At 70.0% G+C, this 26400-nt stretch carries 27 protein-coding genes and 4 pseudogenes; 5 read left to right on the top strand and 26 right to left on the bottom strand.

Annotated features, from left to right (window positions below; translation table 11 throughout):
- Window positions 1–261: 261 nt before the first annotated feature.
- The 6 genes and pseudogenes from MKK88_RS13560 to MKK88_RS13535 all read right to left on the bottom strand — a co-directional run bounded on the left by MKK88_RS13560 (window position 262) and on the right by MKK88_RS13535 (window position 5905).
- Window positions 262–978 (bottom strand): hypothetical protein, encoded by a 717-nt coding sequence (locus MKK88_RS13560; RefSeq protein WP_244000482.1) that lies wholly within the window; start codon window positions 976–978, stop codon window positions 262–264.
- A 228-nt stretch (window positions 979–1206) separates the two neighbouring features.
- Window positions 1207–2073 (bottom strand): annotated as a pseudogene (locus MKK88_RS34280) (AAA family ATPase); the annotation flags it as partial.
- Between the two features lie 438 nt (window positions 2074–2511).
- Window positions 2512–2901: a hypothetical protein gene (locus MKK88_RS13550; protein ID WP_244000478.1), complete on the bottom strand. Its 390-nt coding sequence runs from the start codon at window positions 2899–2901 to the stop codon at window positions 2512–2514.
- A gap of 27 nt (window positions 2902–2928) precedes the next feature.
- A complete protein-coding gene (locus tag MKK88_RS13545; protein ID WP_244000476.1) occupies window positions 2929–3912 on the bottom strand; it encodes a metallophosphoesterase in 984 nt (327 codons plus the stop codon).
- Between the two features lie 69 nt (window positions 3913–3981).
- Window positions 3982–4761 (bottom strand): metallophosphoesterase, encoded by a 780-nt coding sequence (locus MKK88_RS13540; RefSeq protein WP_244000474.1) that lies wholly within the window; start codon window positions 4759–4761, stop codon window positions 3982–3984.
- A 103-nt stretch (window positions 4762–4864) separates the two neighbouring features.
- Complete coding sequence (locus MKK88_RS13535) at window positions 4865–5905, bottom strand: DUF6634 family protein (RefSeq protein ID WP_244000472.1); 1041 nt, start codon at window positions 5903–5905, stop codon at window positions 4865–4867.
- Window positions 5906–6057: 152 nt separating this feature from the next.
- On the opposite strand from MKK88_RS13535, the gene MKK88_RS13530 reads away from it, so the two are divergent.
- The 3 genes from MKK88_RS13530 to MKK88_RS13520 all read left to right on the top strand — a co-directional run bounded on the left by MKK88_RS13530 (window position 6058) and on the right by MKK88_RS13520 (window position 8078).
- A complete protein-coding gene (locus MKK88_RS13530) occupies window positions 6058–6360 on the top strand; it encodes a helix-turn-helix domain-containing protein (RefSeq protein ID WP_244000469.1) in 303 nt (100 codons plus the stop codon).
- Window positions 6361–6448: 88 nt separating this feature from the next.
- Entirely contained in the window at window positions 6449–6706 is a 258-nt protein-coding gene (locus tag MKK88_RS13525) for a hypothetical protein (protein WP_244000467.1), read from the top strand.
- 97 nt (window positions 6707–6803) lie between these two features.
- Window positions 6804–8078, top strand: coding sequence for a cation:proton antiporter (locus tag MKK88_RS13520; protein WP_244000465.1), 1275 nt, complete (start codon window positions 6804–6806; stop codon window positions 8076–8078).
- Window positions 8079–8106: 28 nt separating this feature from the next.
- Here the strand turns inward: MKK88_RS13520 and MKK88_RS13515 are convergent, their stop codons facing one another.
- A complete protein-coding gene (locus MKK88_RS13515) occupies window positions 8107–9165 on the bottom strand; it encodes a CorA family divalent cation transporter (protein ID WP_244000464.1) in 1059 nt (352 codons plus the stop codon).
- Window positions 9166–9342: 177 nt separating this feature from the next.
- Here MKK88_RS13515 and MKK88_RS13510 point away from each other — a divergent pair, with 177 nt between their 5' ends.
- Entirely contained in the window at window positions 9343–10857 is a 1515-nt protein-coding gene (locus MKK88_RS13510) for a carbohydrate porin (RefSeq protein ID WP_244000462.1), read from the top strand.
- A 90-nt stretch (window positions 10858–10947) separates the two neighbouring features.
- Here MKK88_RS13510 and MKK88_RS13505 read toward each other — a convergent pair whose 3' ends face one another.
- Both MKK88_RS13505 and MKK88_RS13500 read right to left on the bottom strand, forming a co-directional pair.
- On the bottom strand, window positions 10948–12774 hold the full coding sequence (locus MKK88_RS13505; RefSeq protein ID WP_244000460.1) for a cation:proton antiporter: 1827 nt from the start codon (window positions 12772–12774) through the stop codon (window positions 10948–10950).
- 114 nt (window positions 12775–12888) lie between these two features.
- The gene (locus tag MKK88_RS13500) at window positions 12889–15552 is read right to left on the bottom strand and encodes an MHYT domain-containing protein (protein ID WP_244000458.1); all 2664 of its coding nucleotides are present in this window, start codon (window positions 15550–15552) and stop codon (window positions 12889–12891) included.
- Between the two features lie 251 nt (window positions 15553–15803).
- On the opposite strand from MKK88_RS13500, the pseudogene MKK88_RS13495 reads away from it, so the two are divergent.
- A pseudogene (locus tag MKK88_RS13495) lies at window positions 15804–16217 on the top strand (DUF1236 domain-containing protein).
- Window positions 16218–16296: 79 nt separating this feature from the next.
- On the opposite strand, the gene MKK88_RS13490 reads toward MKK88_RS13495, so the two are convergent.
- The 17 genes and pseudogenes from MKK88_RS13490 to MKK88_RS13405 all read right to left on the bottom strand — a co-directional run bounded on the left by MKK88_RS13490 (window position 16297) and on the right by MKK88_RS13405 (window position 26242).
- Window positions 16297–16494 (bottom strand): hypothetical protein, encoded by a 198-nt coding sequence (locus tag MKK88_RS13490; protein ID WP_244000455.1) that lies wholly within the window; start codon window positions 16492–16494, stop codon window positions 16297–16299.
- A 121-nt stretch (window positions 16495–16615) separates the two neighbouring features.
- Window positions 16616–17461 (bottom strand): transglutaminase-like domain-containing protein, encoded by an 846-nt coding sequence (locus tag MKK88_RS13485; protein WP_244000453.1) that lies wholly within the window; start codon window positions 17459–17461, stop codon window positions 16616–16618.
- Window positions 17462–17554: 93 nt separating this feature from the next.
- The gene (locus tag MKK88_RS13480; protein ID WP_244000451.1) at window positions 17555–18310 is read right to left on the bottom strand and encodes a hypothetical protein; all 756 of its coding nucleotides are present in this window, start codon (window positions 18308–18310) and stop codon (window positions 17555–17557) included.
- A gap of 17 nt (window positions 18311–18327) precedes the next feature.
- The gene (locus tag MKK88_RS13475) at window positions 18328–19320 is read right to left on the bottom strand and encodes a mechanosensitive ion channel family protein (RefSeq protein WP_244000449.1); all 993 of its coding nucleotides are present in this window, start codon (window positions 19318–19320) and stop codon (window positions 18328–18330) included.
- A gap of 66 nt (window positions 19321–19386) precedes the next feature.
- Window positions 19387–19923, bottom strand: coding sequence for a CsbD family protein (locus MKK88_RS13470; RefSeq protein WP_244000447.1), 537 nt, complete (start codon window positions 19921–19923; stop codon window positions 19387–19389).
- A gap of 59 nt (window positions 19924–19982) precedes the next feature.
- A complete protein-coding gene (locus MKK88_RS13465) occupies window positions 19983–21119 on the bottom strand; it encodes a chromosome partitioning protein ParA (RefSeq protein ID WP_244000445.1) in 1137 nt (378 codons plus the stop codon).
- Between the two features lie 81 nt (window positions 21120–21200).
- Window positions 21201–21971, bottom strand: a pseudogene (gene aqpZ / locus MKK88_RS13460) (aquaporin Z).
- On the bottom strand, window positions 21971–22327 hold the full coding sequence (locus MKK88_RS13450) for a DUF3618 domain-containing protein (RefSeq protein WP_244000439.1): 357 nt from the start codon (window positions 22325–22327) through the stop codon (window positions 21971–21973). The pseudogene aqpZ and the gene MKK88_RS13450 overlap by 1 nt, the downstream one beginning before the upstream one ends.
- Window positions 22317–22724: a phage holin family protein gene (locus tag MKK88_RS13445; protein ID WP_409566658.1), complete on the bottom strand. Its 408-nt coding sequence runs from the start codon at window positions 22722–22724 to the stop codon at window positions 22317–22319. Before MKK88_RS13445 ends, MKK88_RS13450 begins: the two co-directional genes overlap by 11 nt.
- Entirely contained in the window at window positions 22721–23167 is a 447-nt protein-coding gene (locus tag MKK88_RS13440) for a hypothetical protein (RefSeq protein WP_244000437.1), read from the bottom strand. The genes MKK88_RS13445 and MKK88_RS13440 overlap by 4 nt, the downstream gene beginning before the upstream one ends.
- Window positions 23168–23211: 44 nt before the next feature.
- The gene (locus MKK88_RS13435; RefSeq protein ID WP_244000436.1) at window positions 23212–23574 is read right to left on the bottom strand and encodes a CsbD family protein; all 363 of its coding nucleotides are present in this window, start codon (window positions 23572–23574) and stop codon (window positions 23212–23214) included.
- Window positions 23575–23636: 62 nt separating this feature from the next.
- On the bottom strand, window positions 23637–23828 hold the full coding sequence (locus tag MKK88_RS13430) for a hypothetical protein (RefSeq protein WP_091713696.1): 192 nt from the start codon (window positions 23826–23828) through the stop codon (window positions 23637–23639).
- A gap of 112 nt (window positions 23829–23940) precedes the next feature.
- A pseudogene (locus MKK88_RS13425) lies at window positions 23941–24406 on the bottom strand (YidB family protein).
- 45 nt (window positions 24407–24451) lie between these two features.
- Window positions 24452–24709, bottom strand: coding sequence for a 3',5'-cyclic-nucleotide phosphodiesterase (locus MKK88_RS13420; protein ID WP_244000434.1), 258 nt, complete (start codon window positions 24707–24709; stop codon window positions 24452–24454).
- A gap of 81 nt (window positions 24710–24790) precedes the next feature.
- On the bottom strand, window positions 24791–25681 hold the full coding sequence (locus MKK88_RS13415; protein WP_244000432.1) for a YsnF/AvaK domain-containing protein: 891 nt from the start codon (window positions 25679–25681) through the stop codon (window positions 24791–24793).
- Window positions 25678–25887, bottom strand: a complete 210-nt coding sequence (locus tag MKK88_RS13410; protein WP_244000430.1) for a DUF2382 domain-containing protein — start codon at window positions 25885–25887, stop codon at window positions 25678–25680. The genes MKK88_RS13415 and MKK88_RS13410 overlap by 4 nt, the downstream gene beginning before the upstream one ends.
- 103 nt (window positions 25888–25990) lie before the next feature.
- Complete coding sequence (locus MKK88_RS13405; RefSeq protein WP_244000428.1) at window positions 25991–26242, bottom strand: hypothetical protein; 252 nt, start codon at window positions 26240–26242, stop codon at window positions 25991–25993.
- Window positions 26243–26400: the final 158 nt, after the last annotated feature.

Raw genomic sequence — 26400 nt, 5'->3', positions numbered from 1 at the left:
GCAGATCACCAAACTCAAGCTGGTGAAGCGCCAGATGTATGGCCGCGGCAAGATTGACTTGTTGCAAGCTCGCCTGATCGGCTTCACCTCCGGATGATCAGCGAAAGTACGCCAGAGCCAAAGTTGCACGCCGAAACACAGTTCAGGCCGAGCTTTTCCGCGGCGGCCCGGACCGAGCCGGTCTGGACGACCTCGTGGAGGAACAGGACCTGCCGCGTGTCGAGAACATCCATCGCACCGCCCGCCGAGGCGCGCCACTCCTCATGGCCGGCGCGGTCCGGATCGGACGCGGGCGGGCGCCCATGTCAAGGGCACCGGCGAGCCGGGGCCGGCCCGCTCTCGACCGGGCGTCGGTCGGCGCCACGCCCGCCGCGAGTGGAACGTGCGCCTCCGGCCGGTTCCACCGCCACGACGCCCGTCGCCCCGTCCCGCGGTCCCCGGCTCGGGCTTGCCCCGGTAATCGACCAACTCGCGTACCCGGGCATCGTCCAGGTAACCTTCGTTGAAGAGGCCCTCGGCCAGTCTACCCAACGCGTCACGCTCCTCCCGCATCAGGTCCAGCGCGCGTCCGTAGGCCGCCTCCAGGCGTTCCTGCACGGGCCCGATGAGCCACGGTGCGCGCGCTATGCTGACCAGGGCCTCGTCGCCCACGCTCACCAGGGGATGCGTCCGCGAGAAGCCCCATTGGGCCTCCATCAGGAGGGCGATCCGGGTGGCGCAGGCGAGGTCGGAGAACGCCCCCGCCGAGACGCTCCCCAGCGCCTCCTCCTCGGCGGCCCGTCCCGCCAGGGCGACCACCAGGAAACGCTCGATGGAGACCTCGGTCTGGTCGTCCAGGTCCGGGTCGTCGAACGCCTTCGCCGCCCCGCCGTCGGCGTTCAGGGACAACTCGACCCTCTTGGCGTTCCTCAGCCGCACGAGTGCCAGCCCGTGACCGGCCTCGTGGATGGCGGAACGCAGGCGCACGTGCGGGGGCATCCCGTCCCGCCCCTCGGTCAGGGCCGTGCGGAGGTCGTCCGGGGCCATCGGCCGACCGGCCCTGCGGGCGGTGCCCATGGCACGGCGCACCGCCGCCGCGACGTCCGCGCCGGTCATCCCCCGCGCCTCCACCGCGAGCGGTCTCAGGTCCACCCGGGGCAGCGACTCGCCCAGGCAGGTGCGCAGGATGTCGCCGAGGGCCTCGACCCCCGGCAGCCCGATCCGGACGTGGCGGTCCAGCCTGCCCGCCCGGCGGATGGCGGGATCGAGCCTGTCCGGATTGTTCGTGGCGGCCACCACGACCATGCCGTCGCGTGCCACGGCTCCGTCCAGGAGTTCGAGCAGGGCGTTGACCACCTGGATGGAGTAGTCCTTGTGATCGTGCGTGAATTTCTCTCAGTCCCCGAACGAGTCGATCTCGTCGATCAGCACGACGCAGGGCTCGCGGCTGGCCGCGTCGAAGAAGGCGCGCATGGCGCCCAGGGTGTGTCCGAGGTGGCCGTCGCGCGCCGCCTGCCACTGGCCGAGCGAGCCGGCCAGGAACGGCAACCCTACGCTCCTGGCGAGGGCAGCCGCGAACATGGTCTTGCCCACCCCGGGCGGTCCGGACAGCAGGATGGAACTCTCGCATTGCGAGAAGGGAATCTCTCCGTCCGCCCACCGGCGCAGGTCATCGACCAAAGCCAGGCCCCAATCCCTGGCCTCGTCGTAGCCGCTCAGCTCGTCCAAGGTCGGACCGCGTACCTCCGGGACCTTGGCGTGCAGGAGGCGCCGCAAGGCAGCCATGGAATCGCCGGGGCCACGCCGTCCCGACACGGTCAAGAGCAGGTCCGCGGGCTCGCAACGCGCCGCTTGGGCGCTTCCGACCCGGATGCGCGAGCCGCCCCCGGTCGCGCATCCGACCACCCGGGAGATGGCGTCCGGATCGAGCGTGCCGACGTCCAGCAAGGTATCGCATATCCGTACCAGGTCAGCCGGCAGTGACCGCTTCGGGGTCGGCGAAAAGCCGACGATGGCCCACCCGGCCTGCACGGCCTCGCACACGGCCTCGTTGCCCTTGTCGCGATGATGGTCCCTACCCGTGCCATCGCGCATGAACAGAAGGAGTTCGGTCCGTGGAACGGGCCAACTTAATCCGCCGCCCTTGTCGCCGTCCTGTCCGGTGGTAGCCGAGCCGAACGCGCAGATCCTGAACGCCTTGGCCACCGGCCTCACCCACGCCGGCGACGGCACTTGCACGACGTATGCCCCCGCCCGCAGACCGAGTTCGGCCAGGTCGACGCCCGCGACGGTGGCGGCGCGACCGAGCAGGAAGGCGGCGGCGAGGACATCCGGAGGGGCCGCGGCGACAGGCTTGTCGCCGGCCCCGGCGAACATGGCGTCGGGATCATCCTCCTCCGCATCCGTGCGGGGCGCGCTTCGCATCGCCTCCCGGACGCGGCGCATGACGAGGTTGGCCTGGCGGTCGTCGGGGCGGGGTGGCTTCCTCATCGGCATCTCCTGGGTTGCGTGGTAAGCGGTGTCCCGTCCCGTTCAGCGCGTGCGGGTCGGGACATCGTGTCCCCGGCCCGGCGCCAGACGCCGGCGGGCATGGGCGACGACGGCGCGCGAGGCGGCGCAGCCCCCGCACGCGTGGATGAGGACCGCGCTCATGGCGACGTCGGCACCGGGGCCCACGGCGCCGTGCACGCTCAGGTGTCGCAAGGCGACGCCCGCAGCCTCGGCCGCGTCCCAACTCCGGGCCGCGCGCCAACGGGGCTCTCCCAGGAGCTCGACGCGGTCCAGGCTCCGGGCCAGACGCTCGATGTCCCGGTGGCGGATGTCGTCCAGGCTGGCGGTCCGCCAGAGGTGCAGGGGTTCGCGGCGGCGACCCGACGGGCGGTTTCGTCCGCTCCGGCTCCGGCGATTCGGATCTGTTCGCATGGTACCTCGCTCGGTTCGGTCGGGGCGTCAGACCACGATGACCAGGCCGGGGTCGAAGCCCGGCCTCGGGTCGGCGCCGCCGCGGGGGTTGGCGACGATGCGGGTCCGGCCCACCGTGACGTCGACCGCGGCGGGCACGGCGCCGTGCACCCAGGCGGCCGGTGCTCCCCACGCACGCATCACGGCTTCCAAGTCCGAGGCGTAGGAGGCAGCCAGCCAACAATCGTCATCCCAGCCGGCCCAGTCGTCGGGCAAGCAGCGCCGGGACGGCGCATGGTGCGTGACGACGACGGCGCGGTCCCCGGCGCGGACATCCGGGACCATGGCGTCCGGTGGCACCTGAAGGCCCAGCCCCTGTTGGACGATGCCGGCCAGGGCGTCCTCCAGGTAGGCCCTGGAGAGCGCGTGCGCCGCCAGCGCGTCGTGCACGGACCAGCCGGGAGGCGGCCCGGGGTGGGCACCCGGGAGGGCCCAGGCACGCCGGGCCCGGATGCGGGCGAGTTGCCCCTCGAAGGCCCCGGCCAGGCACCAGTCCGTCCAAAGGGTCGCCCCCAGGACATGCACGACCCCGCGGTCTGGGACCTCGACGCGGGTCGACTCGTCCGAGAGCAACCGGAAGCCGTGCGCCCGGGCGGCGGCGCGGGCGTGGTCCAGGCGCTCGCCGGTCGGGGGGCCGCCTTCGAACTCGGCGCTCCCCGGCACGACGATGACGGGACGCCCGTCCAGGCCCCCGCCCAGGGTCCCCGCGAGCCAATCGAGGCCGGCGTCGAGATCCGCTGACAGGTTGCCGGCCACGAGCAGTGCGTCGAAGTCCGGTGGCGGGTCGGGGAGCGTGGCTCGGATGCGGTCGACGCGCAGGTCGGACAACACCCAGAGGCGGACGCCCCCCGCGTCCGGGCGGTCCGGGGTGGACCGTCCGGACGCACCGGCGTTCGGCATGCCGGGGCCGGGCGGATCGTCCGGCCCGACGATGACGTCCGGGGCGGTGTCGGGGTTGGGGACGCGAAGCATCGACGCTCCTCGGCGGCGCGGTGGCAGGGGTTTCAAGGGGGCCGGCCGCGCGGGCCGGCTGGATGCGGATCAGCCGGGCGCGGAAGGGATCTCGACGACGAGCCCGGGGTCGAACGCGTCATTCCCGCCGCCTCGCCCCCGGGGGTTGCAAAGCACCCTGACGCCGTCGATCCGGTAGTCGAGGGACGCGTGGACATGGCCGTGCACCCACAGGAGGGGCCTGGTCCGCGCGACGAGGTCGTCGAGCCGGGAGGCCCGGGTCGGATTCAGCGGGGCGCCGAGGAGGGGCCCGACGATGGAACGTCCGCTCGGGGCATGGTGGGTGACGACCACGTCGAGCGTCTCCCCACCGTCGAGGGCGCGCTCCAGGAAGGACAGCGACCGCGCGTGTAGGCGAGCCGCGTCCGCCGGCTTGAAACGGTCCCGGGCGGGCCTGCGCCGCACGAGGATGCGGCGGTGGTCGTCGAGGCCGGCATCGGCGTCGGCCATCGCCGCCTGCCGCCACCCTGTTCCTTCGAGGTCGTAGTCGGTCCAGAGCGTGCAACCCAGGAAGCGGACGCCACCCACGTTCACGGCCTCGTCCTCCAGGAGGTGGATGCCGCATTCGCGAGCGACCGCCTTCGCATGGCGAAGCTCGTCCGCGTGAACCCGGCGATGGAATTCGCGATTGCCAGCCACCAGGACGACGGGCATCCGGGGCCGTACGGTCCGGGCCAGCCAGAGCACGCTCTCGGTCAGCCCGGGACCGAGGTCCCCGGCGGCGACGGCGACCTCCGCGTCCGGCACGTCTGCCGGGATCCAGGGACGCCCGACGTCGAGGTGAAGGTCCGAGAACACCCAGATCCGCATGACGGGCACCTCGCGTGGACAAGTCGCCACGCGCGGGGCGTGGGTGTTTCGGCACGGGTAGGGACGGATGGTCCGGGGGCCGTTTGCCCCACGGCTGGCCGCCTCAGTGCAGCTTGACCGCGCGGGAGACCGTGCGGCGTGTCCCCAGCCTGTAGTATCGCGACAGGGTCCGCGCCCATGTCCGCCCGTCGGTCGCGAACAGCTCCGATGTCCTCACTCTACGTCCCGGGGGGAACCTCGGGTGCCCATCGACGACGCCGCTCAGGCTTCGTACCGTCCGAACGTCCAAGTCCCACCCTTGCAGGAACGGCGCGTCCGCGAGTTCGGACGCCGTCGGTCCGATACCGGCGGCGATGGCTTCCAGGTCGTCGGCGAGGGCACGGAGCGTCCCGCATTCGCCGACGTCGTATCCGAGCGGGGTTCCGGCAGGGCCTTCGGTCGGAGTGGTGGTTTCCCGGCATTGGCCCAGGACGCGTCGTACCGGACCCGCCAAGTCTTCCCCGAGGGCACCGAGCAGCCGCCTGCCCGCCGCGACGACGATGGCCGGTGGCATCCCCGCGACCAGCGCGTTCGCATCCCCGGGACGCAGGTACGGCGCGGTCACTGCGAGCACTTCCGCGGCCCGGCTTGCCCTCGCCCCCGTCGCGGCACCGCGGACCGAACGGTGAAATCGAGGTTGGTCCTCGTCGGCGCTTTGCCCGGGCCGCACACGGCGGAGCAACCTGACCTCGCCGAGGGACGGCGCGTTGACCATGCCCAGAGCCCGTGCCGCGCGGCGCTCGTCGAGGAGCGTGTTGCCGACACCCACGACGAGGACGCGCGGCTTGAGCGCGGCTACGGCATCGAACGGGACGTTCCCGACCTCGACGATGGTGAGGTGACTCCGTCGGCCACCCGGCATGACCGGTTCCGGCTCGGACATTATCGGCCGGCGCTCGACAAGTCTCACCCCGTCCGGCAATCTCGCGTCGCCCGGGAGGGGCGCGTCACCGGCTCCCAGGAGCCGTAGGTACGTCACGCCGAGGCCCATACCCGCGGCGGCGTGGACGGACATCATGGCATCGAGCGTGGCCGCGGTGTAGCAACCGAAGTCCGCGAAGGCGATCAGCGAGGTTATGGCTTTGCTCCGGACGTCGGGCGTCATGCCCCACTGGCGCGGGGCCGGGGACAGGACGGGCTGAGGTTTTGAGCGACGATTGGAATTATACCATTGGTATAAGGTTGTTCCAAGTGGGTGGGCGACCCGTGGCCGTAAGTAGCCTTCCGACGCTCTCCGACGTCCCGGATCCCACCGCCTTGCCGGGTTATGTCTTCCAGGCCGCGCGCGTGCTTGTCGGGCTTTCGCAACAAGGCCTTTGCGACCAGGCCGGGGTGTCGAAGAAGCCCATCAACGACTTCGAGAACATGCTGTCGACGCCAAGGGCTTCGACCGTGACGAAGCTTGTCTCCGTCCTGACGAAGCACGGCGTCCGTTTCGTCGAGGGGAACGGCGTGACGGGGGTCGTGGCCGTGCTCACGCGTGCGCGCACGGAGGAAGTCTCGCGGTCGCCCCAACGCCGAGGACCCGGGCGTCACGCGGCGGTCCAACGCAGCGACTGATCTCCTCATGCCCGCCGTCGGGACACCGGCTTCCCCCCAAGGGATCAGGTCGCAGGGTCGCGCCCGGACACCGCGCTGGCCTTCGGGAATGGATCGCACCTTCCCAACGGACGGGAACGCCGGTCTCGAACGGCCGTGCGGCTTCCCGACCGACGCGGATGCCGACTATGCCGGTTTCCGCAAGCTGGACCGCGGCCCCGAGGGGAGGCCAACCACCTCCGCACTCTCGCTCGATCTACGTCGCCTCCTCGTTACGGAGACCGGGGTCGTCACCGCCGCCGACCGGGCGTTCGGAGCCGGCGACGTGGATACCCTCCTTGCGGTCGACCATCGCGGCCTTGCGTAAGGCATGTGGCTCGCATCTCCGTCACCGGCTTCGCAACCGGATGGCAGACCGGCGTCATGGCTCGGAACGGACGGGTACATGGACGGTTCGATTCGCAATGGAACCCTATGTCTACGTCGTGGCCGGATTCGGTGCGCTGGTCCTGCTGACGGCATGGCTGCCGATGGTGCTGAAGGCGCTACCGCTGTCCCTGCCCATATGCTGCGTCGGCCTCGGCGCGGCACTGTCCCTCGTCCCGTCCTTCGCGGGTTTGACCCCGCATCCGGGCCAACACCCCGGGCTGGTCGAGCACGCTACCGAGGCCGTGGTGGTCATCTCCCTGATGGGCGCCGGCCTGAAGATCGACAGGCTGATCGGATGGACGCGTTGGGCGACGACGTGGCGGCTTCTCGGCCTCGCCATGCCGCTGACCATCGCCGCCCTCGCCGCGCTCGCCTCCACCCTCCTCGGGCTCGGGGTCGCATCGGCCCTGCTGCTCGCTGCGTCGCTCGCCCCGACCGACCCGGTACTGGCCTCCGACGTCCAGGTCGGCCACCCGTCCGAGGGCCGGGAGGACGAGATGCGTTTTGCCCTCACGTCAGAGGCCGGCCTGAACGATGGACTTGCCTTCCCCTTCGTCAACCTCGCCATCGCGCTGACGGGCGGCGGCCTCTCCGTAGGTCACTGGCTCGCGGTCGACGTGCTGTGGAAGGTTGCCGTCGGGGCGGTCCTCGGGGCGCTGGTTGGCCGAGGCCTCGGCTGGCTGACCTTCCACCTGCCCAACGTCTCGAAGCTGTCGCGCACCGGTGACGGCTTCGTGGCGCTCGGAGTGACCTGCCTCGCCTACGGCCTCGTCCAGGCGGTCGACGGCTACGGCTTCGTCGGGGTGTTCGCGGCGGCGTTGGCGCTGCGGGCCTCGAACAGCGGCCACGACTACCATCGCAAGATGCACGATTACGCCGAGGAGCTCGAACGCCTGCTCATGATGGTCCTGCTCGTCGGCTTCGGGGTCGCCCTCGTCGGCGGAGGTCTCCTTTCGGGACTGACATGGTCGGCCGTCGCTTTCGTGGCGGTGGCCCTGCTCGTTGTCCGTCCCGTGTGCGGATGGGTCGGCTTCGCCGGCACCGGGTTACCCTCCGACGAGCGGGCCGTGATCTCGTTCTTCGGTATCCGTGGGCTCGGGACGGTGTACTACCTCGCCTACGCGTTCGGGCACGCCCAGTTCGAGGCGCCGGACCTATTATGGGCGACCGCTGGTCTGGCCGTGCTGGTGTCCATCGTCTTGCACGGGATCACCGTCACGCCGGTGCTGCGTTTCCTCGACCACCGCAGCGGCCGCGACACGGAGAGTGGCCAACTCGACCTCGTCCTCCGGGATCCGCAATCTCACTGACGGGAGCTCGATGACTGGGGGGCGAGGCTCAACTCCGCGAACCGCGGACCCCAAGGCTCCGGATGGTCGCGTATGTCGCCACGGCGGAAACCACGGCAAGCGCGGACACGAGACCGAATCCATGTGGGTCGTCGGTGAAGGGAAGACCCTTCACGTTCATGCCGAAAACGCCGGTGATGAAGGTCGGCGGCAGGAACAAGGCCGACAGGACCGACAGCGTGTATAGCTGCCGGTTGGTCGCCTCCGCGATGCGTTCGGACACCTCCTCTTGCAACAGCCGTGCGCGCTCCGCCTGCAGGGTCATGTCGCGGTCGAGGGCGTCTAGACGTTGAGCCAGGCGTGCCGCCGCCGCGACCGCCGGCCCGTGCACGTCATCCGTGGCCCCGTCCGCCTCCAGCCGGTGGAACACGGCGGCGAGTCCAGTGATCTGCCGATGCAGGCGCACCGCGTTGCGACGGACCGGCCCGAGCCGGCGGCGGTCGTCGCGCGGCCGTCCGTCGAGGATGTGGTCCTCGATGCCGTCGAGCGCGTCGGAGAGCCTTTGCCCGGTGGTGGCCATCGCGGAAACGACGTGACCGACAAGGGTCTCAAGAAGCAATGTCGGCGACGTGACGGTATCGCCACCCTCGACCGCGGCGCGGGTCGCGTCCGGGCTCTCCGTCGGTCCCCGGCGGCCGCTGACGAGGCTGCGCGGTCCCATGACGAAGTGAAGCCTGCCCGCTGGGGCAGGTTTCGCGCCCGGGTGTGCGAGGTCGGCGACGACGCCCCCGACGTGGTCGGCCTCGACCGTGACGCGCTGGTGCTCGTCGGGCGCGAACACGGCGGTGGCGAGCCTGGTAGGCCCTAATCCGCCCGCGCCCGCCGGCCCCGCGAGATCGACCGAGTCGAGGTCGTAGTGCAGCCAAAGGAACCCGCCGCCGAACGCGTCGATGTCCCTCGCCGTCTCCGCCGCCGCGACGGACCGCCCCCGCCCATCCGCGTCGAACGCCATGGCCCAGAGCGGCTTGCCCGACCAGGTTGGTCCCGCCAAGCCCATCGTGTTTGAGAGCGCGGCGCTGGCGTCCACCGGTGGGTCCAACGGCTTCATGGGTGGTCCATTCGATGATCAGCCCAGTTACAGCAGGCCGACGTGACCCTGGAAACTTTGAGCGGTGGCGCTCCGCCCGTATGGTGACCCCCGTACCTGAATCAGGGGCGACCGACGAGCGGCATGGGCGCCCCAGTGGACATCGAAGCGACACGGCGCTTCCGAACGGTGGGCAAGATGTCCAGCCCCTCGGCCGAACTCGCGCGGCGGGGGCACGCCAGGAACGCGCGAGCGTCCCGTGTCGCCTTCGCCGTCGCCCTGTCCCTCGGCTTCGTACCCATCGTAGCGGTCGCCCAGTACGCGAACACCGGCGCTGGCGGCGACCCGCGCACCTCGGTCGCCCAGCCCGAGGTGTCGGGCAAGCCGTCGGCGGTGGCCACGACCTCGATCCAGGCAACCCTGGGCGACGCGGCGGACCCGACCGGCCTGCGTCGCTTCCTGTCCGACCGCGGGGTCGTCCTCAGCTTCAACGCCATCGCCGACATCCTCGGCGACACCAGCGGCGGCACACGCCGGACCGCGACGGTCCTTGGGCGGCTCGACATGCAGCTCGACGCCGACCTCGACCGCTTCGCCGGCTGGCACGGCGCCGCGTTCCGGGTCGAGGCCTACCAGATCAACGGCGCCGGGCTGTCCCGGACCGCCGTCAACGACCTCGCCGTGGTCAGCGAACTGGAGGCGCTGCCGTCCACCCGCTTGTACGAGCTCTGGATCGAGCAGCAGCTTCTCGACGGGCAACTGGCGGTCAAGCTCGGGCAGGTGGCGGCCGACACCGAGTTCCTCGTGAGCCAGACCGCGACGCTGTTCATCAACTCGACGTTCGGCTGGCCGACCATCGCCGGAACCAACCTGCCGAGCGGCGGCCCGGCCTACCCGTTCGGCGCCCCGGCGATACGGGCCAAGTACCTCCCGACGCCGAACCTGTCGTTCCAGGTCGGGCTGTTCGACGGCGACCCGGCCGGACCGGCGCGGGCGTGGAACGCCCCGGACCCGCAGCGGCGGAACCGCACCGGCACGAACTTCCGCTTGTCCGACCCGGCGTTCCTGATCGCCGAGGTCGCCTACGCCTACAACGTCGAGGAACGGGCCTGCACCGGCCAGATCCTGGACGAACCCGGGACGGTGACGCTCGGGGGCTGGCACCATTTCGGCCGGTTCGATTCCCTCCGGGTCGACGACATCGGGCGCTCGCTCGCCGACCCCTCGACCAGCGGGGTCGCCCGCAGGTTCCGGGGCAACGACGGCCTCTACGGGATCATCGACCAGACCGTGTACCGCGAGCCGGACGACGCCGGGCAGGGTGCCAGCGCGTTCGTGCGGGCGGTGGCGTCGCCGGGCGACCGCAACCTGATCGACCTCTACCTCGACGCCGGCATCGGTTACCGCGGGCTGCTGCCTGGGTGGTCGAACGACACGGCGGGCGTGGCGGTGTCGTACGCGCGCATCTCGCCGTCGGCCCGGGGCTTCGACCGTGACACCATCCTGGAGACGGGCATCGCGATGCCCCGGCGGCGGTTCGAGGCGCTGGTCGAGGCCACGTACCAAGCGGTCCTCGCGCCGGGCGTGACGGTGCAGCCGAACCTGCAGTACGTTTTCCATCCGGGCGGCAACATCCCCGACCCGCGCGACGCGCTCGGGCGGCGGATCAAGGACGCCACGGTCGGCGGCATGCGGGCGACGCTGACCTACTGAGCGCGGTTCGACTTCACGCGGGCCATCGAAAATCGCCAATCGACCCAAGAGCGAACTCTTTAGGCATAAATGCCGTGCGGATAGCGCTCGTCAGGCATGCATCGGAGACGGTTCTTCTGCCTTGTCGAGCCGAGGAATATTCGACGCGGCGAAGGCAAGCATGCGGTCACCCTCGTCGGGGGAGGCACGCTCGTTGTCGACCGAGAGGAGTTCGACCGCCCCGTCCGTCTTGATGATCAGCAGGGCGACCGCGTCGGTTTGCGCCTCCGCGTTCGCGGGGACGATTTCGAATCGCCAACCGGCCTCGTGCCGCCCGGCCAGGGCATCAAAGTCGATCTTGCCGTCACCGAGAACCTTACCGCGGGTATCCCGGCTGACACCCGTGTCCTCGTGCAGGAGGTGGTCCGCCGACGGTGCCAATTGGTAGACGCGCTCGCGGCCGATCTCGGGGGCCAACCGAGTGCACACCAGCGCGTTGTAGAGCTCGTCCCGGGTTGCGGCGAGCAGATGGTCCGGGGGGTGGTCAGCCAAGCCTTCCTCGGCATGACGCGACAGGAGCTCGGCCTGCAGCGTTGGCACCCCCGCGTCACGGGCGGCCTGGAGCGCGCCGGGATAGGTGTCGATCAGCACCACCGGCACGCCCGAGCGATGCAGGGCGACGACCATGTCGCTCGCCCATGGGGACGCTCCGACGACGGCGAGCCGTTGGGTCTCGGCCGCGGTGGACAAGCCCAGTCGCCGAGCCAGCGGTCCCAGTGAGAACCCGTGAAGGATGACCGTGGCCACGATGACCGCAAACACGGTGGGCTGGATCAGGTCGCCACCGGCGTAACCCGCCTCGCTCAGACGGGGACCGGCCAAGCCAGCGACGGCGGCCGCGACGATGCCGCGGGGGCCGATCCAGCCCACGAACAGCCGCTCCCGCCACGACAGGTCGCTGCCTAGCGTCGCGAGCCAGATGGCGGCCGGGCGGACCGCGAACAGGATGGCGGCCGTGAGACCGAGAATAGGCAGGGACAGCTTACCGAGGACGCCGAGGTCGAGGTCGGCGGTCAGTACGACGAACAGGCACGACACCAGCAGGACGACGAGCGCCTCCTTGAACCGCCGCAACTCACCCAAGCCTGGCACGTGGCGGTTGGCCAGCGCGATCCCGAACACGGTCGCGCCGATCAGCCCGGCCTCATGCATGAGCAGGTTCGGGACGACGTAGGCGACGAGTGCGAGCGCGAGCAGCACTGGCGTCTTGAGCGTTTCCGGGACGAGATCCCGCCGGAACGCCCAGGCCACCGAGAGGGCGAAGCCAACGCCGAGGCCACCCGCCACCAGCACGCCCTCGGCGAGGTGGAGCGCCAGGGCGGCCGCCGGGGTCTCGCCGGCGCCGTGCGGCACGCCCACCAGGATCTCGATGACCACCGCGGTCAGGATGGCCCCGACCGGGTCGTTGACGATGGCTTCCCACTTCAGGAATGCGGCGGACCGTCGTTCCAGCCGGGCGTGGCGTAGCAGCGGCAGGATCACGGTCGGGCCGGTCACGACGAGGATGGCGCCGAACACCGACGCGGGGCCCCACATCATCCCACCGATGAGGTGCGCGGCAAGGGTGCCGAGGACGAAATTGACCGGCAGCGCGAAGGCGGTGAGCCGGAGAACACCTTCTCCGGAGGCCCTGAGTTCGCGGAAGTCGAGTGCGAGACCGCCCTCGAACACCACGATGGCCACCGCCAAGCCGATCAAGGGGCGCAGGTTCTCCCCGAAGTCGCGGGATGGGTGAAGCAAGCCAAGCACGGGTCCGACAAGGAACCCGAGCGCAAGCAGCAGCACGATGGCGGGGATGCGCAGGCGCGCGGCGAGCACCTGGGCGGCGATGCCACCGCCCACGATGCAGAGGACGGCCGTCGCCAAACCGTGTTCCATCCATCCCCCTCCAGGCAAACCTGACAGCGCGACCGTCCGACGCTTCACCGGTGGAAGGATCGGCACCTCCGCCGTCGTGCGGGTCGGATCACATGCCCTACTACGGGGCGAGGCCTATGGGATTCCCGACGAGGCCCCCGTTGGGGTCGCATCCCCGGCATCGGTCTGGCGATTGTCGAGCTTGCGCAGCTCGGTGGCGATGTCCTGAAGGCTAGAGTCTCCCTTGCGCAGGATCCGGTCGGCTTCGGACAGGCGTTCGCGTTCCCCCGCCGTGATGTCCCGGGCGCTCAGCACAACCACGGGGAGCTCAGCGCAACCGGGCAGGCCCCGGAGCCGGTCGAGGAACGAGAACCCGTCCATGACCGGCATGGTCAGGTCAAGCAGCACGAGGCGCGGCACGCCGTGTCGGACCTGGTCGAGCGCTTCGCAGCCGTTCCCGGCATCGCGTACGGTCCAGCCGTTGCGCTCCAGCACTGTCCTGAGGCGGCGGCGCATGTCGGCGTCGTCGTCGACCACGAGCACGTCGCCGTCGGCCGCCCGGAACTGGTCGAGGATGGTGCGCAGCCGCGTCCAGTCCACGGGCTTGGGCACCGCCTCCACCGCTCCGAGCGAGGCGCTCAGCGCCGCGTCGGCGACGAAGCTGACCATCACCACGGGGATACCGGCGGTCTCCGGATCTGCCTTCAGGACGGCCAGCACCGACCAGCCGTCCATCTCAGGCATCATCACGTCGAGTAGGATTGCACGTGGCTTGAGCGACTTGGCGAGGTCGAGCCCGGTGCGCCCGTCCCCCGCGGTGCGGACGGCGAAGCGTTGACGTTCGAGGAACCGTGTCATCAGCTCGCGCTGGTTGGCCTCGTCGTCGATGACCAGCACGAGGTCGCCCACCGTCACCTGGTTCTCGGGAACCGCCGGTGCCGCATCAACGGCCTGCTCGGGGGCCGCCGCCGGGACGCGCAGGGTGAAGCTCGTCCCCTCGCCCTCGACGCTGTCGACCGTGATGTCGCCGCCGAGCAACTGGGCGAAAGCGCGGCTCAGTGCGAGCCCGAGACCGGTCCCGCCATAGTTGCGTGTGGTGCTCTCGTCGGCCTGGGTGAACCGCTCGAACAAGCGCCCGACCTGCTCGGGATTCATGCCGATGCCGGTGTCCCGCACCGTGAACCGGAGCCAATCCCTCTCCACGTCGACCTCGCGGGTGGCACTCAACGTGATGGTGCCGCCCTCGGTGAACTTGGCCGCGTTCGAGAGCAGGTTGAACACGCACTGGCGCAGCTTGGTCGCGTCCGTGCGCGCCTGGCCGACGTTATCGGCGATGTCCAGGGCAAGGACGTTGCCCTTCTTGGCGACCAGCGCCTCCACCGTCCCGGCCGCGTCCGTGACGAAGGCGGCGACGTCGATGTCCTCGGGGTAGAGTTCCATCTTCTCGGCCTCGACCTTCGACAGGTCGAGCACGTCGTTGATCAGCCCGAGCAGGTGCTGGGCGTTCGACTTGATCTTGCCGAGGTCCTTCAGAAGGCTGTCCTGGCCGAGCTCCTCCGCCTCCTCCTCCAGCATCTCCGAGTAGCCGATCACCGCCGAGAGCGGCGTGCGCAACTCGTGGCTCATGTTGGCCAGGAACCGGCTTTTAGCCCGGCTGTGCTCCTCGGCCGCGTCCCGGGCTTCCCTTAGGGCGAGCTCGAACGCCTCGCGCTCGGTGATGTCGGCGTGGACCCCGACCCACTCGCGGATCGTCCCGTCCGGGTTACGCACCGGACGCCCCTTGACCGCGAACAGGCGGTATTCGCCGTGCCGGTTCCGGACGCGGTGGCGGAGCTCGTAGCTCCGGTCCGCGGCGACGGCTTCACGCCAGGCAGCCTTGGTCGGCTCGACGTCGTCGGGGTGCACGGCTCCGGCCCATCCCACACCCTGGCACTCGGCCTCTGACTGCCCGGTATAGGCCTGCCAGTACGGTTGCTGACCTACCATCGCGCCCCGCGCGTCGGCGGTCCAGATGATGTCGCCGACCGCCTCGGCGGCGGCCCGGAAGCGCCCCTCGCTGGCATGAAGGTGCCGCTGGACCCGCTGCTGGTCAAAGGACGCGGCGACGATGGCCGCGAAGAGGATCATGAAGGTCGCACCTGCCACCGATAAAGCGAGGTGTTGCTGACCGATGCCGACGCCGACAGCGTGAGCGGCGTGTGCCCCGGCGTCCTCGGCGGTGAAGGTCGCGGCCGCCATGCCGGTGTAGTGCATCCCGGCTACGGCGAGCCCCATGACCGCGGCCGCCGCAAGCTTCTGCCAAACGCCATTCTGCCGGAAGGTCAACCAAAGCGCGGCGGTCGCTGCGGTCACCGCGATGACGACGGACACCGCCACGACGGGCAGGCTGTAGGCGAGGTTGCCCGGCACCCGCATCGCGGCCATGCCGGTATAGTGCATCCCGGCCACGCTGAAACCCATCAGGGGGCCGCCGACCAGGACGTCGCGCGGTCCTGCCCCCTTACGACTGACCCAGGCGAACGCGGCGCCAGTGGCAGCTATGGCGAGCAGCAGCGAAGCCACGGTAATCCCGGAGTCGTAGGCGGCGGGCATGCCCATCTCGAAGGCGAGCATGCCGACGAAGTGCATCGCCCAGATGCCGCCGCCCATAGCCAGCGAGGCCGCCGCGACCCAGGCCCAGCGCAAGTGGGCCGCGGCACCGCGGACGCGGCCACCGAGGTCGAGCGCGGTGTAGGACGCGAACACCGCGACGGCGATGGAAAGCGCGACGAGGGCTGGGTCGTAGCCGGTATGGACCATAGGACTTCCGGGTGGGTTCCGGCCGAGCCATGGCACGAAAACACAGCGGTATCGCGGCAATCGCCCATTCGTGAGGAGAATGGTCGATCAGCCTCGACGGTGATCGGCACATTCGATGGTCCCGCGGCCATCCGGACGCAAATCCGCTGGCATCGTAGCCCGTATCCCGGGGCGTTCGGGACGTACGTCCCGGCATCGAAGCAATCGCATGGACCGGCATCCACCGGCCGCGATTGTCAACAGGGGGTTCCATGAACACCAAGTCCATTTTCGCCGCGGCGGCCCTCGCCCTCGCGTTCCCGGCCGTTGCTCAGGCGCAGGGTTTCGTGCGCGGCGCGTAGGAAGGTGCCGACGACGGACGCGCGGCCGGCGGTCCCATCGGGGCCATCGTCGGCGGCGCTCTCGGCGCGGCGACAGGCACCGTCAACGCCATCCTCGGTGTCGACGACCGCCCGCGCTTCCGCACCTACGTCCGCGGCAAGCGCCGCGCCTCCTACGCCTACGACGGCGATGTCTGGGTCGGCACGGTGCTGCCGTCCGCCGGCGTGAGCTACTACGACGTCCCGGAGGAGTACGGTGCCCCCGGAAGCCGCTACACGGTCGTCAACGGCCGCACGGTGCTGGTCGAGCGCGGCAGCGGCCGCATAGTCGAGATCATCGACTGAGCCACGCGAGGGGGCGACCCGGGCCGAGGTGCCTGGGTCGCTGCCGACCAATACCGACGGCGTGACCCGGGCAAACGTCCTAGAGCAGGAACCGAAGACAGGCTGCGACGGCGGTTGTCGAGGCGAGCGGCAGGCCCAGCATCGTGGCCATGGCCCCGGCCCGCATGCCCCGCGGCTCGTTGTCGTTGTCGTTGTCCGCGAGCCTAGCGAGGGTCAGGTGCCAGCGAGCGATGGATGCCTCGACGTCGGTGGTTCGGGTTGCGCTCGTGTCGGTCATGGATCGCCCCTCCCGAACGAACCTACCCATAGCACGGGATGAGGGGCCTGTCCGCCGATACATCCCCACTTGCATCCCTCCCGGTCCGTTGGGGGTATCTCGACCCCGCGGCATGGGAACGTCAGCCCCGGGGCTGCAGCACGAGGTCGTCGGCGACCTCCAGGGTGTGGACGTCGAACTGCGCGAGCAGCGCCGTGCCGAAGCTCGTCGAGATGGCGACGTCGGTCGCGTCGCGACCGCGGGCGATGACGACCCGCCCGATCCGTCGGGCGTCGTGCCGGGCGTCGAAGGTGTACCAGCGCGGACCCTGCGGGCCATCGAGGTAGACCTCGAACCACGCCGAAAAGTCCATCGGGTTGGGGTCCACGGGCACGCCGATGTCGCCGAGGTAGCCGGTGCAGTACCGCGCCGGGATGTTCATGCATCGGCACAGGGTGACGGCGAGGTGGGCGAAGTCCCGGCAGACCCCGACCCGCTGGTGGTACCCGTCGAATGCCGAGCGGGTGGCGTCGGCGAGTTGGTAGTCGAACCGGATGCGCTCGTGCGCCCAGGTGACGATGGCCTGCACCCGGCCCCAGCCCTCGAGGGCGTTGCCGAACAGCGACCAGGCCGTGCCGGCGAGCTTGTCGGTGTCGCAGTAGCGCGAGCCCAGCAGGTAAATGAGCGCGTCGTCCGGCAAGTTCTGGACGGCGATCTGCCGGGCATCCGGCGCGTAAGCGTCCGGTTCGCCGGTATCGGCGATCAGGAAGTCGGCGGAGACCGTCATCCGCCCGCCCGGGGAGACGAGGCGAACGCAGATGTTACCGAACCCATCCGTGTAGGTCCGCAACGGTACCGGCGGGTCGGCTCGCAGCGCGTCCGAGGTTAGCAGGTCATGGGCGCGAGAGGGGTGGACGTTCAACTGGTAGATGATCGGCGTCGGACCGAACGTGTCGTAGCCGATGGTGTATCCAGCCCTGATCCTCATGTTCGTCCCCGTGGTTGGGAGTTCGCCGCATCTTCGGTTCGGCGGTGTCCGGCGATGCCTGCATGGGCCGTGCCCAGCCCGGGGAAGACCGGCTTAAAGCGTGAGCAGCAACGCGGCGTACCCGATGGCCCCGAGCGCGAAGGCCCAGAATCGGCTCTGCCGCTCGCTCGGCACCTCGTCCTTGAGGACGTTCAGGATCACGCCGCCGCCGAGGAAGGCCGTCAGTGCGGCGATGGCCGCGTCCGACACCACCGTCACCGCGCCGACGAGGAACCCCGCGACGACGGCGGCGACCAGTACCCAACGTCCGGTCCTGCGGTATGCCGCCTTGTGGTCCTCGTTCAGGCCGAAGTCGGTGACGACGAAGTGCAGCGCCATGGCCACCGTGAAGAAGGCCAGGGAAGCGGGCCCCGTCGCCTCGCGATGGAGAAGGAGATAGCCGACGAGGCCGTTGTAGAGGCCGAAGGATCCCATGTGGATCCAGAACACCCGGGCCCCGGTGCCAACGTCGGCCGTCGGGGCGGAACCCCGGGCGTCGGCGACCGGGATGCCGGCCCGGCGGGAGCGGTCGACCTTGGCGAGCCGGTCCAGCCCGTAGAACGCCATCAGGCCGGTGAGCGCGATCAGGTAGACGTGGCGCTCCGAGAAGCCGCCGAAGGTGTCCCCGGCCATGCGGCCGATGCTGGCCTCGCCACCGGCTAGTTCAGGGAGGAAATGGACGAACACGTAGGCCACCGCGACCCCGCCCGCGGCGGAGAGCCAGACGCTGCGTGGCGAGCCGTCCAGGAATCGGAGTGTCGGCGTCACGACGTGGACGACCCCGAGCAGGACCACCGCCAGGGCCGCCATGGGCACCATCGCGCCCGTCACTCGACGGCCTTCGAGGCGGCCGCGGCATCGGGGCTCCCTCCGCTCCGCCTGCGGACGAGTTCGACGGTGGGCAGGCCGACGATGTCGTAGGTCGCCGAGGCGATGCCGATGCCGGCCGCATCGAACGCCGCGAGGATGTCCCGGCTCATCGCGTCCTTGGCACCCCGGATCTGGTGCGTGCCGAGGATGAACCGGACGGTTAGTTCGAGCCAGTTGTCGGTGATGCGGTAGAACACCCGCGGTTCCAGGTCGACCGGATCGACCCCGAAGCGTTCCTGCAACCTGGCCTTGGCCTCGACGGTCATGGCGTTCGTGTCCAGCGCGTGCCTCCGCGCGGCCTCCAGCATCACCGCCTCAGCGCGGGCGCGGTCCGCCTGGTAGGTCACCGGCACGGCCATCTCCTCCCAGATGAACGGGAAGTCCCGGGTGTAGTTGAACACCGGCTCGGAGAAGATCTGCGCGTTGCTCACCGTCACGATGCGGCCGGTGAACTGGCGGCTGCGCACCCACATCGCCGGCGAGGCCCTCTGGACGGCCGGTGGCTGGCCCATCTCCATGATCGTGGTCTGGATGAAGCCGAGGCGCAGCACGTCGCCGCGCACGCCGCCCATCGAGATGCGGTCGCCGACCGTGAAGGTCGCCCCGCGCAGGATGACGAAGTAGCCGGCCAGCGAGGTGATGACCTGCTGCAGGGCGAAGGCGAGGCCGGCCGACAGCAGCCCGAAAGCGGTCGCCAGGCGCGTCGGGTCGTTGAACCAGATGGAGAGCAGGCCGAGGACGAGCAGCATCGCCGCGAGCAGGCTGATGCCCTGGCGCGTCCAGAACTTGGTCTGAAGCGTGGCGTGATCGGTGCGCGTCAGGACGAGCCCGACCAGGGCACGCAGCCCGAAGCCGCCCCCGAGGACGACAGCGACGAACACCAGCGACAGGACGAGCTTGCGCCCGTTCTCGGCGTTGACGCCGACCCAATCGATTCCGAACAGATGCAAGAGGACGCCCCGTATGGCGGTGTTTGACCCGGCCGCCGTGCGGCGGCCGGGCGACGAGGGACGACGTCAGCGGCGGCCGTGGACGAGCAGCGCGAGGCCGTAGCCGACGGCGCCCGCGATCAGCATGGCGACCAGCGGGCTCTTTTCGACCTGGTGGCGGACGGCCTGGGTGCCGTCCCGGGCGTAGTCGTCGGCGTGCTCGTACAGGTCGCGGGCGTAGCCTCCGACGTCGCGCGCGGCGTCCTCTGCCCGTCCATAGAGGTCCTGCGCGCGACCCTCGACCTGGCGGCGGCGGCCCTCGACTCGGTCACGCTCGCCGCCCGTGACGCCGCCGACCGCGCTCTGGACCTTGCCGCGGATCTCCTTCGCGGTACCGGCGACCCGGTCGCCGTCGATGCCGCCGCGTTCGACCGCATCCCCCACGGCGTCCGTGGCGTCGCGCACCGGGTCCTTGGCCCGCCCGTACAGGTTCTCGACGTTGCCCTTTGCCTCGTTGGCCGCGCCCTTGGCCTGGGTCTCACGGTCGCCTGTCAGTTCCCCGGCTTTGCCCTGGACCTTGCCGCCGAGTTCCTTGGCGGCGCCGGTGATGCGGTTCTCGTCCATGTCGTCTCTCCTGTCGTCACGGCGGGGGGTAGATATGGTGCACCCGATGCCGGCCGGCCTCAGTCGGGCTTCACGGGCGTCGCGGCCGGCGCTGGCTGGGTCGAGAGTTGCTGCTGCGAGTCGGCCAGCTTCGCTTGCGCGTCTGCGAGCTCGGCCCGGACGGTGCGCAGCTTCTCCTCGACGTCCGCCACCCCTTTGTTCCTGGAGGATAGCGTGTCCGTCAGCGTGGCCAGCTGACCCTGCGCGTCGGCCTGCCGCTTCTGTAGCGCCTCCAGCGCCGCGGCGGCAGCATCACGGTCCGAGGTCAACTTCTGGACCGACTGCTCCGCCAAGCCGTGCTCGGCGGTGACACGGTCGCGTTCGGATTTAGCCGTCGCCAATTCGCCCTGCGTACCGTCCAGCGTCTGCCGCACTTGCTGCACCTGCTGGGATAGCCGCTCGTTCTCGGCACCGAGCTTGTCGCGGTTCGTGGTCAAGCCCGCGACCGCCTGCTCCAGGTCGGCGCGTTGCTTAGACGCCTGTTCGGCTGCGGTCCGCGCGTCCGCGAGCTCCTTCTGCGCTCCTGCCGCCTCCTCGCGGGCATTCTGCTGGCACTCCTCGGCCTGGGCGAGGTCAGCGGTCTTGGCCGTCGCTTCCTGCGACATGGCTGCAATGTCGGCGCGCAGCTTGGCCTCTTGCTGCCGGGCGTCCTCGACCCGGCGCCCGACATCGGCGAGTTCCTGGGTCCGGGCGGTGGCCGCCTTCTCCGCAGCGGTGGTCGCATCGCGCAGGGGGGCAAGCTTCTGCTCGGCCTGGCTCACCTGAGCCTGCAGGTCGGACAGACGCTTCGTCTCGGCGTCGGACGCCGCCCTCGCATCGCCGGCCTTCTGCTCGGCAGCCCGCTGCTCCTCAGAAAGGCTGGCCGCCTTAGCCTTGGCCAGTTCGCCGTCCTGGGTGGCCTGCTTCACCTCGGTCTCGGACGTGGCGATCTTAGCTTGTAGCGCCGCAAGGGTGCCGGCGGTGGACCGCTGTTGGTCGAGATCGGTCTGAAGGGCCGTCCGCTGGCCCTCAAGTTCGCCGATGCGGTGATCCCTGGCGCTGCGCTGCCTGGCGCCGGCGATGGACGCAATGACCAGCCATAGCAGCAGTATCCCGGCGATGACCGCCAAACTGAACGGGAATGGGCGGCGCAGTTCGGAGCGGTAGTCGACTGCCATAGGAACCTCGTGAACGGCGGTACTAGGTGAGGAGCAGGCTTGGGCGTCCTCCTGCCTACGAAGGCGGGAGGGTGCTTCTGCCTAATATTCCACCGGCTTGATACCGGCCTTCTCAAGGCGCTGCTCAAGCTCGGCCGGCAGGGCCTGTACCGCCTGCCGCACCGGCATCTGCACCACGGGGTCAAGGGCGCGCATCATCGCGTACAGGCCGGCCGCGGCCGCCCCGCCGAGGAGCGGGGCGGCGATGAACAACCAGAGTTGCCCCTCCGCGTCCCAGCCGGCGAACAGCGCCGGCCCGATGCTGTTCGCCGGATTGACCGAGGTGTTGGTCACCGGGATCGAGACGAGGTGGATCACGGTCAGCGCGACGCCGATGGCGAGCGCGGCGAAGCCAACCGGCGCCTTCAGGTCGGTCGCCCCAAGGATGGTCAGGACGAGGAGCACCGTCAGCACGAACTCGACAATGAATGCCGCCGTCATGTTGTAGTGGCCCGGCGAACGCGCGTCGTAGCCGTTCGTTGTGAAGCCCGAGGCGGGGTCGAAGCCCGGATGACCCTGCGCGACGACGTAGAGGACGTAGGCCGCGACGACCGCGCCGAGGACCTGGGCGGCCATATAGCCGGGTAGGCGCGCCGCATCGAACTTGCGGCTCAGGGTGAGGCCCAGCGTCACCGCGGGATTGAAGTGGCAGCCCGAGATCGGGCGCAGCGCGTAGATCATCGCCATCAGGACGAAGCCGAAGGACAGGGCGACGCCGGCTTAGCCGATGTGGTCCGCCGCCAGGACCGCGCTGCCGCAGCCGCAGAACACCAGGACGAAGGTGCCGATTAACTCGGTGAGGTAGGGACGCATCAGCGGGAGTCTTTCGGGAGGGTGATGCCGGAGCCCGAGGTGGAGGTGATCGCCGTCGCCGCGTACCTGTCGGGATCGCGCACGGCGCGGTGAGTCGCCGGCCCACGCGGCCCCTTGCCCTTGAGCAGCATCACGGCACCGAGGCACATCAGCAGTACCGGCACCGGGTTCCGACGCACCGCCTCCAGCGCGCCGTCGTAGAGGCCGGCCCCGGTCGCGTCGCGCCGGACGGTGCCGAGCACGTCCTCGACGATCCCGGTGGGGGTGAGGCGCTGGGTAAGCCTGTCCAGCGTCCGGTCCAGGCGGCCACGGCTCGCTTCGATCTCACGCTCCAAGCCATCTGCGTCACGCGTCATGCGTCACGTGCTCCTTAATGACGACGGCATCCTGCCGGAGCTGCCGGCCCGTTCGGGTCGGGATGAGCCCGTCGACCGAAAACCGGCTCTTGGCCATCAGTGCCATGACAACGCTGATGACGAGGAAGGCGGTGCCAACGATCAGGGCGGCGAGCGCCTCCGAGCCGACGACGGTGGCGAGCCACTTCACTAGGGCGTCGACCAAGACCAGGAAGCCGACGACGGCGAACACGGCTGCGACGGCCATTGCCGCGAGGCCGACGATCAGGCGTCGCAGGTTGTCGGCCATCTCCTGACGGAACAGGGCGATCTCACCCCGCAGGACATCGCCGGCACCGCGGAGTGCCTCGGCCATCAGGCCCTGGAGCCCGCCGAACGGCGGGGGAACGGCGCTCACGGATACCCGCCCCAGGGCTGCCTGGGCTCACTGGGGGGCTTGCCAGTTTCGCTACCTACTGACCGAAGGACGTGGAAGGTGCCATACCCGAGCGCGCCGACCACCAGGGCCGTCGCCAGCGGGTTGCCTCGCGCCACCGCCTCGGCATCGCGGAAGAGTTCGCGCAAGCCACGGCGTGCGACGTGCTTCGAGAGCGCGTCGAGGTTGTCGGCGACCGTGTGGACGAACGGCTTCGCCCGCGCCTGCCCGTCTAGCTCGCCGCCGCCCGAACGCAACGCGCTGGCGAGCTCGGACAGGAAGCCGGCCGCCTCGGTCCTGCGCCGGTCGGCATAGCCGCTCGCCTGGTCACGCACAGCGTCGGCCAAGCCCGCCGGCGAGCGTGCCGCCTGCATCGGACCGTCGGCGGCGGATGGCCGTCCCGCAGGTCGGGTGGGATCATTCATGTTGCTGCTCCGGACCTGCGGGACGATGCGGGAGGGGGCCGGACCTAGCGGCGGCCGTGGACGACCATCGCGAGGAGGTAGCCGAGCGCGCCGGCCATCGCCGCCATCATCAACGGGGACTCCTTTGCGTAGCTCGTCACCGTGTCGGCACCCTGGCGGTAGGCGCGCTCGGCGTCGGGGAAGGCGTCGCGGCCCTGCTTCAGCGCGCCCTGCGCAAGATCGCCGGCCTGGTCGGCCACGTCGCGCACGGCGTCCTTGGCCTGCCCGTACAGGTTCTCGACGTTGCCCTTGGCTTCGTTGGCGGTCCCCTTGACCTTGGTCTCGCGGTCGCCGGTCACGTCGCCGACTGCGCCCTGGACCTTGCCGCCGAACTCCTTCGCAGCGCCGGTGATGCGGTTCTCGTCCATGGGTGTTCTCCTGAATGGGGCCGGACGCGCGGGATGCGCGTCCGGCGGTCGGGTTGGGTCGGTTACTTCTTGGCGCTCTTGCCGTGGGCCTTGGTCGAGCTCTCGTGCGCCTTCTCGGAGTGGCCGTGAGCCTCCTTGGAGTGCTTGGCGGCCTTCTCCTCGTCGCCCTTCTCGTGGTGCTCTGCTGCGGTCTTGTGCGACTTGGCAGCGGCCTCGTGGTGCTTGGCGGCCTCGTCGTGCGCGGTCTTGGCCATGGTGGTGTTCCTCGTGCGGCACCGTCACGGTGCTCGTTGCGGTCGTGTCGACCGGCGCGTCCGGACGGGACGGATCCCGACCGGCGTGCGGGATATCCTCAGGCGCGCCGCCTCAGAGGGCGGGCAGCCTGCCGTCGGGGGTGTAGCGGTCCACCGCCGAGGGAAGCTCCCGGGAGAGCCTGGAAAGCAGTTCGTCGTGCGACAGCCCAGTCTGCCGGGACAGGGCGTCCATGACGTCGGGACCGATGGCCTGGCGCAACTGGGGCGGAGCGATCTCCTGGTTGGGACCGTGGTTCACCCAGGAGTCCGCCGCCGCGCCATGGCCGTTCTGCCGGAAGCTCTCGACCAACTGACCCAGCCCCCCCGCCGAGCACGTTGCCGATGCCGGCTCCGCCGAGCGTACCGCCGATGTTGCCGAGCAGGCCCCCAAGGCCGGCTTGGCCAGACGCGGTTGAGGATCCCACCCCCGGGGAAGAATGACTGCCGCCGAGCATCTCAGCGATCTTGTCCTTGTTCTGGAACCCGGCCACGGCGAGCAGGCCGAGCAGGGCGGTCATGGAGGGGAAGCCGTCACTCATATTCGTTCTCCCGTTCGGGTGTGCGAGGTACGGGTTCCGGGCGGCTCAAGACCTCGAACCGGTTCCCCTGGACGCCTTGTATTCGTCGATGGCGGTCCGGCAGCCGGGCGAGAGCTTGCCCATGTTCCTGCGGAAGCAGGCCACCACCTCCGCCCCCTTCGGGTCCATGCCGTTGCAAAGGCTGAGATAGTCCCCGGAGCAGAACGTCCGGAGATGGCCCGTGGCAGGATCGTCGCCCTGGGCGCTGGCGGAGCCGGCTGCCATGACGAAGGAAAGGACAAGGAAGCGAGTGATGCGGATCATGGGGCGGCGGCCGTGCTCGATGCTTGCCTGGGGTTTGTTCTTCGGAAGGGAGGGGCCGCGGGACCCCTCCCGATCCCTCGATCAGACCGGCTTGCGCGGGGTGGTACCGGTGGTGCCGGCCGTGCCGGTGCGCTCGACGTTGCCGCGCTCGTCAGTGACCTCGACCTCGGTGTGGCGCACCTTGTCGGTCACGGTCTCGACGCGCTGGGTTGCGTCCTTGCGGATACCGACCTCGCCGACGACGCGGGCTTCCTTCGAGACCACCGCCTGCTCGCGCATCTCGGTGGCCTCGATGACCTTGTCCTCAAACAGGGCCATGTCGCCCGGGGTCACCGTCCGGTCGACCACGCGGCGGTCGACGTGCACGGTCTCGTCGTGCAGGGTGACGTTCTCGCTCACGTCCTTCTCGACCGCGTAGGAGCGGACGCGCACCCGGCCGCTGTCGACCATGCGCTTGCCGACGTTGAGCCGCTCCTCGACCACCGGGATATAGTCGGTGCCCTGCGCGGTCCCCTGGGCCGCGGCGGCCTCGGTGGAACCCGCCGCACGCAAACCCGTCGTGGCGGTCGTCGAGGCGGGAGCAACGGCCGCGACCGGCGCGCCTGCGGCCTGCCCAGTCCAGCCCTCCTTGCGCCAGGACGCCTCGCGCTCGTCCATATCGACCGAGCCGTGCTCCTCCAGGATGTCGTAGGTCCGCTCGGCGTACCCGTCCTCGACAGTCGCAGTCAGCATGGTGCCGCCCCGGTTCAATCCCTCGGCGTGCAGGTGGCGGTCCTCCTCCGGCATGAAGAACTCCTTCAGCGAGCCCCACATGCCGCCCTCGTGGGTCGTGGCGGCGCTGGTCGTCGTGCCGGCCTCGCTGCCGGATAGGATCCGGACGCCGACCTCGGGGATGCCGATGGCTATAAGCTTGGCCTTCGCGGCGGTTGCGTCCGTGTAGGTATCGTACATGGCGGTGATGGTCTGGGTCATGGTTCGAGCTCCGGTGGGGGTGCAGGGGACAGGGCCGTGACGTGCCCCTCGGGGGACACGCGTTCGATCACGGCGTGCTGTCTGCGCAGCGTCACCGGCATCTCGACGTCCTCGCCCGCCGTGGTCTGGCGGACGTGCACCTCCTCCCGCAGGACGAGGCGCTTCTCGACGACGAGGATCTCTTCCAGGACCGGGATGATCGTCACCCCGTTCTCCTCGCGGACCACCGGGGGCACTTCACGGCCCTGTCCCCTGCACCCCCATCGGAGATCGAACCATGACCCAGACCATCACCGCCATGTACGACACCTACACGGACGCAACCGCCGCGAAGGCCAAGCTTATAGCCATCGGCATCCCCGAGGTCGGCGTCCGGATCCTATCCGGCAGCGAGCCCCACATGCCGCCCTCGTGGGTCGTGGCGGCGCTGGTCGTCGTGCCGGCCTCGCTGCCGGATAGGATCCGGACGCCGACCTCGGGGATGCCGATGGCTATAAGCTGGGCCTTCGCGGCGGTTGCGTCCGTGTAGGTGTCGTACATGGCGGTGATGGTCTGGGTCATGGTTCGATCTCCGATGGGGGCTACACAGGTAAGGTCACGCTCATGCGCCAGACCGACCCGAACGCCGGTGCCGAGGGCTGGACCACCAAGGCCCTGCCGCTGGCCGGTCTCGCCGAAAGCGACCCGGTGCTGTGGGCCACACACGTCAGCATGCAGCG

Source organism: Methylobacterium sp. E-005 (genome assembly GCF_022829725.1).
In the GTDB taxonomy this organism is placed as follows: Bacteria; Pseudomonadota; Alphaproteobacteria; order Rhizobiales; family Beijerinckiaceae; genus Methylobacterium.
The sequence above is the reverse complement of the archived record's forward strand: the minus strand, read 5'-3'. Positions and strand labels throughout refer to the sequence as shown.

Excerpts from the sequence above, each read along its gene's own strand:
- MKK88_RS13560 (WP_244000482.1), bottom strand. The coding sequence starts at position 978 with ATGCCCCCGCACGTGCGCCTGCGTTCCGCCATCCACGAGGCCGGTCAC.
- MKK88_RS13550 (WP_244000478.1), bottom strand. The coding sequence starts at position 2,901 with ATGCGAACAGATCCGAATCGCCGGAGCCGGAGCGGACGAAACCGCCCG.
- MKK88_RS13545 (WP_244000476.1), bottom strand. The coding sequence starts at position 3,912 with ATGCTTCGCGTCCCCAACCCCGACACCGCCCCGGACGTCATCGTCGGG.
- MKK88_RS13540 (WP_244000474.1), bottom strand. The coding sequence starts at position 4,761 with ATGCGGATCTGGGTGTTCTCGGACCTTCACCTCGACGTCGGGCGTCCC.
- MKK88_RS13535 (WP_244000472.1), bottom strand. The coding sequence starts at position 5,905 with ATGACGCCCGACGTCCGGAGCAAAGCCATAACCTCGCTGATCGCCTTC.
- MKK88_RS13525 (WP_244000467.1), top strand. The coding sequence starts at position 6,449 with ATGGATCGCACCTTCCCAACGGACGGGAACGCCGGTCTCGAACGGCCG.
- MKK88_RS13520 (WP_244000465.1), top strand. The coding sequence starts at position 6,804 with ATGGAACCCTATGTCTACGTCGTGGCCGGATTCGGTGCGCTGGTCCTG.
- MKK88_RS13515 (WP_244000464.1), bottom strand. The coding sequence starts at position 9,165 with ATGAAGCCGTTGGACCCACCGGTGGACGCCAGCGCCGCGCTCTCAAAC.
- MKK88_RS13510 (WP_244000462.1), top strand. The coding sequence starts at position 9,343 with ATGTCCAGCCCCTCGGCCGAACTCGCGCGGCGGGGGCACGCCAGGAAC.
- MKK88_RS13505 (WP_244000460.1), bottom strand. The coding sequence starts at position 12,774 with ATGGAACACGGTTTGGCGACGGCCGTCCTCTGCATCGTGGGCGGTGGC.
- MKK88_RS13500 (WP_244000458.1), bottom strand. The coding sequence starts at position 15,552 with ATGGTCCATACCGGCTACGACCCAGCCCTCGTCGCGCTTTCCATCGCC.
- MKK88_RS13490 (WP_244000455.1), bottom strand. The coding sequence starts at position 16,494 with ATGACCGACACGAGCGCAACCCGAACCACCGACGTCGAGGCATCCATC.
- MKK88_RS13485 (WP_244000453.1), bottom strand. The coding sequence starts at position 17,461 with ATGAGGATCAGGGCTGGATACACCATCGGCTACGACACGTTCGGTCCG.
- MKK88_RS13480 (WP_244000451.1), bottom strand. The coding sequence starts at position 18,310 with ATGGCGGCCCTGGCGGTGGTCCTGCTCGGGGTCGTCCACGTCGTGACG.
- MKK88_RS13470 (WP_244000447.1), bottom strand. The coding sequence starts at position 19,923 with ATGGACGAGAACCGCATCACCGGCGCCGCCAAGGAACTCGGCGGCAAG.
- MKK88_RS13465 (WP_244000445.1), bottom strand. The coding sequence starts at position 21,119 with ATGGCAGTCGACTACCGCTCCGAACTGCGCCGCCCATTCCCGTTCAGT.
- MKK88_RS13450 (WP_244000439.1), bottom strand. The coding sequence starts at position 22,327 with ATGACGCGTGACGCAGATGGCTTGGAGCGTGAGATCGAAGCGAGCCGT.
- MKK88_RS13440 (WP_244000437.1), bottom strand. The coding sequence starts at position 23,167 with ATGAATGATCCCACCCGACCTGCGGGACGGCCATCCGCCGCCGACGGT.
- MKK88_RS13435 (WP_244000436.1), bottom strand. The coding sequence starts at position 23,574 with ATGGACGAGAACCGCATCACCGGCGCTGCGAAGGAGTTCGGCGGCAAG.
- MKK88_RS13430 (WP_091713696.1), bottom strand. The coding sequence starts at position 23,828 with ATGGCCAAGACCGCGCACGACGAGGCCGCCAAGCACCACGAGGCCGCT.
- MKK88_RS13420 (WP_244000434.1), bottom strand. The coding sequence starts at position 24,709 with ATGATCCGCATCACTCGCTTCCTTGTCCTTTCCTTCGTCATGGCAGCC.
- MKK88_RS13415 (WP_244000432.1), bottom strand. The coding sequence starts at position 25,681 with ATGACCCAGACCATCACCGCCATGTACGATACCTACACGGACGCAACC.
- MKK88_RS13405 (WP_244000428.1), bottom strand. The coding sequence starts at position 26,242 with ATGACCCAGACCATCACCGCCATGTACGACACCTACACGGACGCAACC.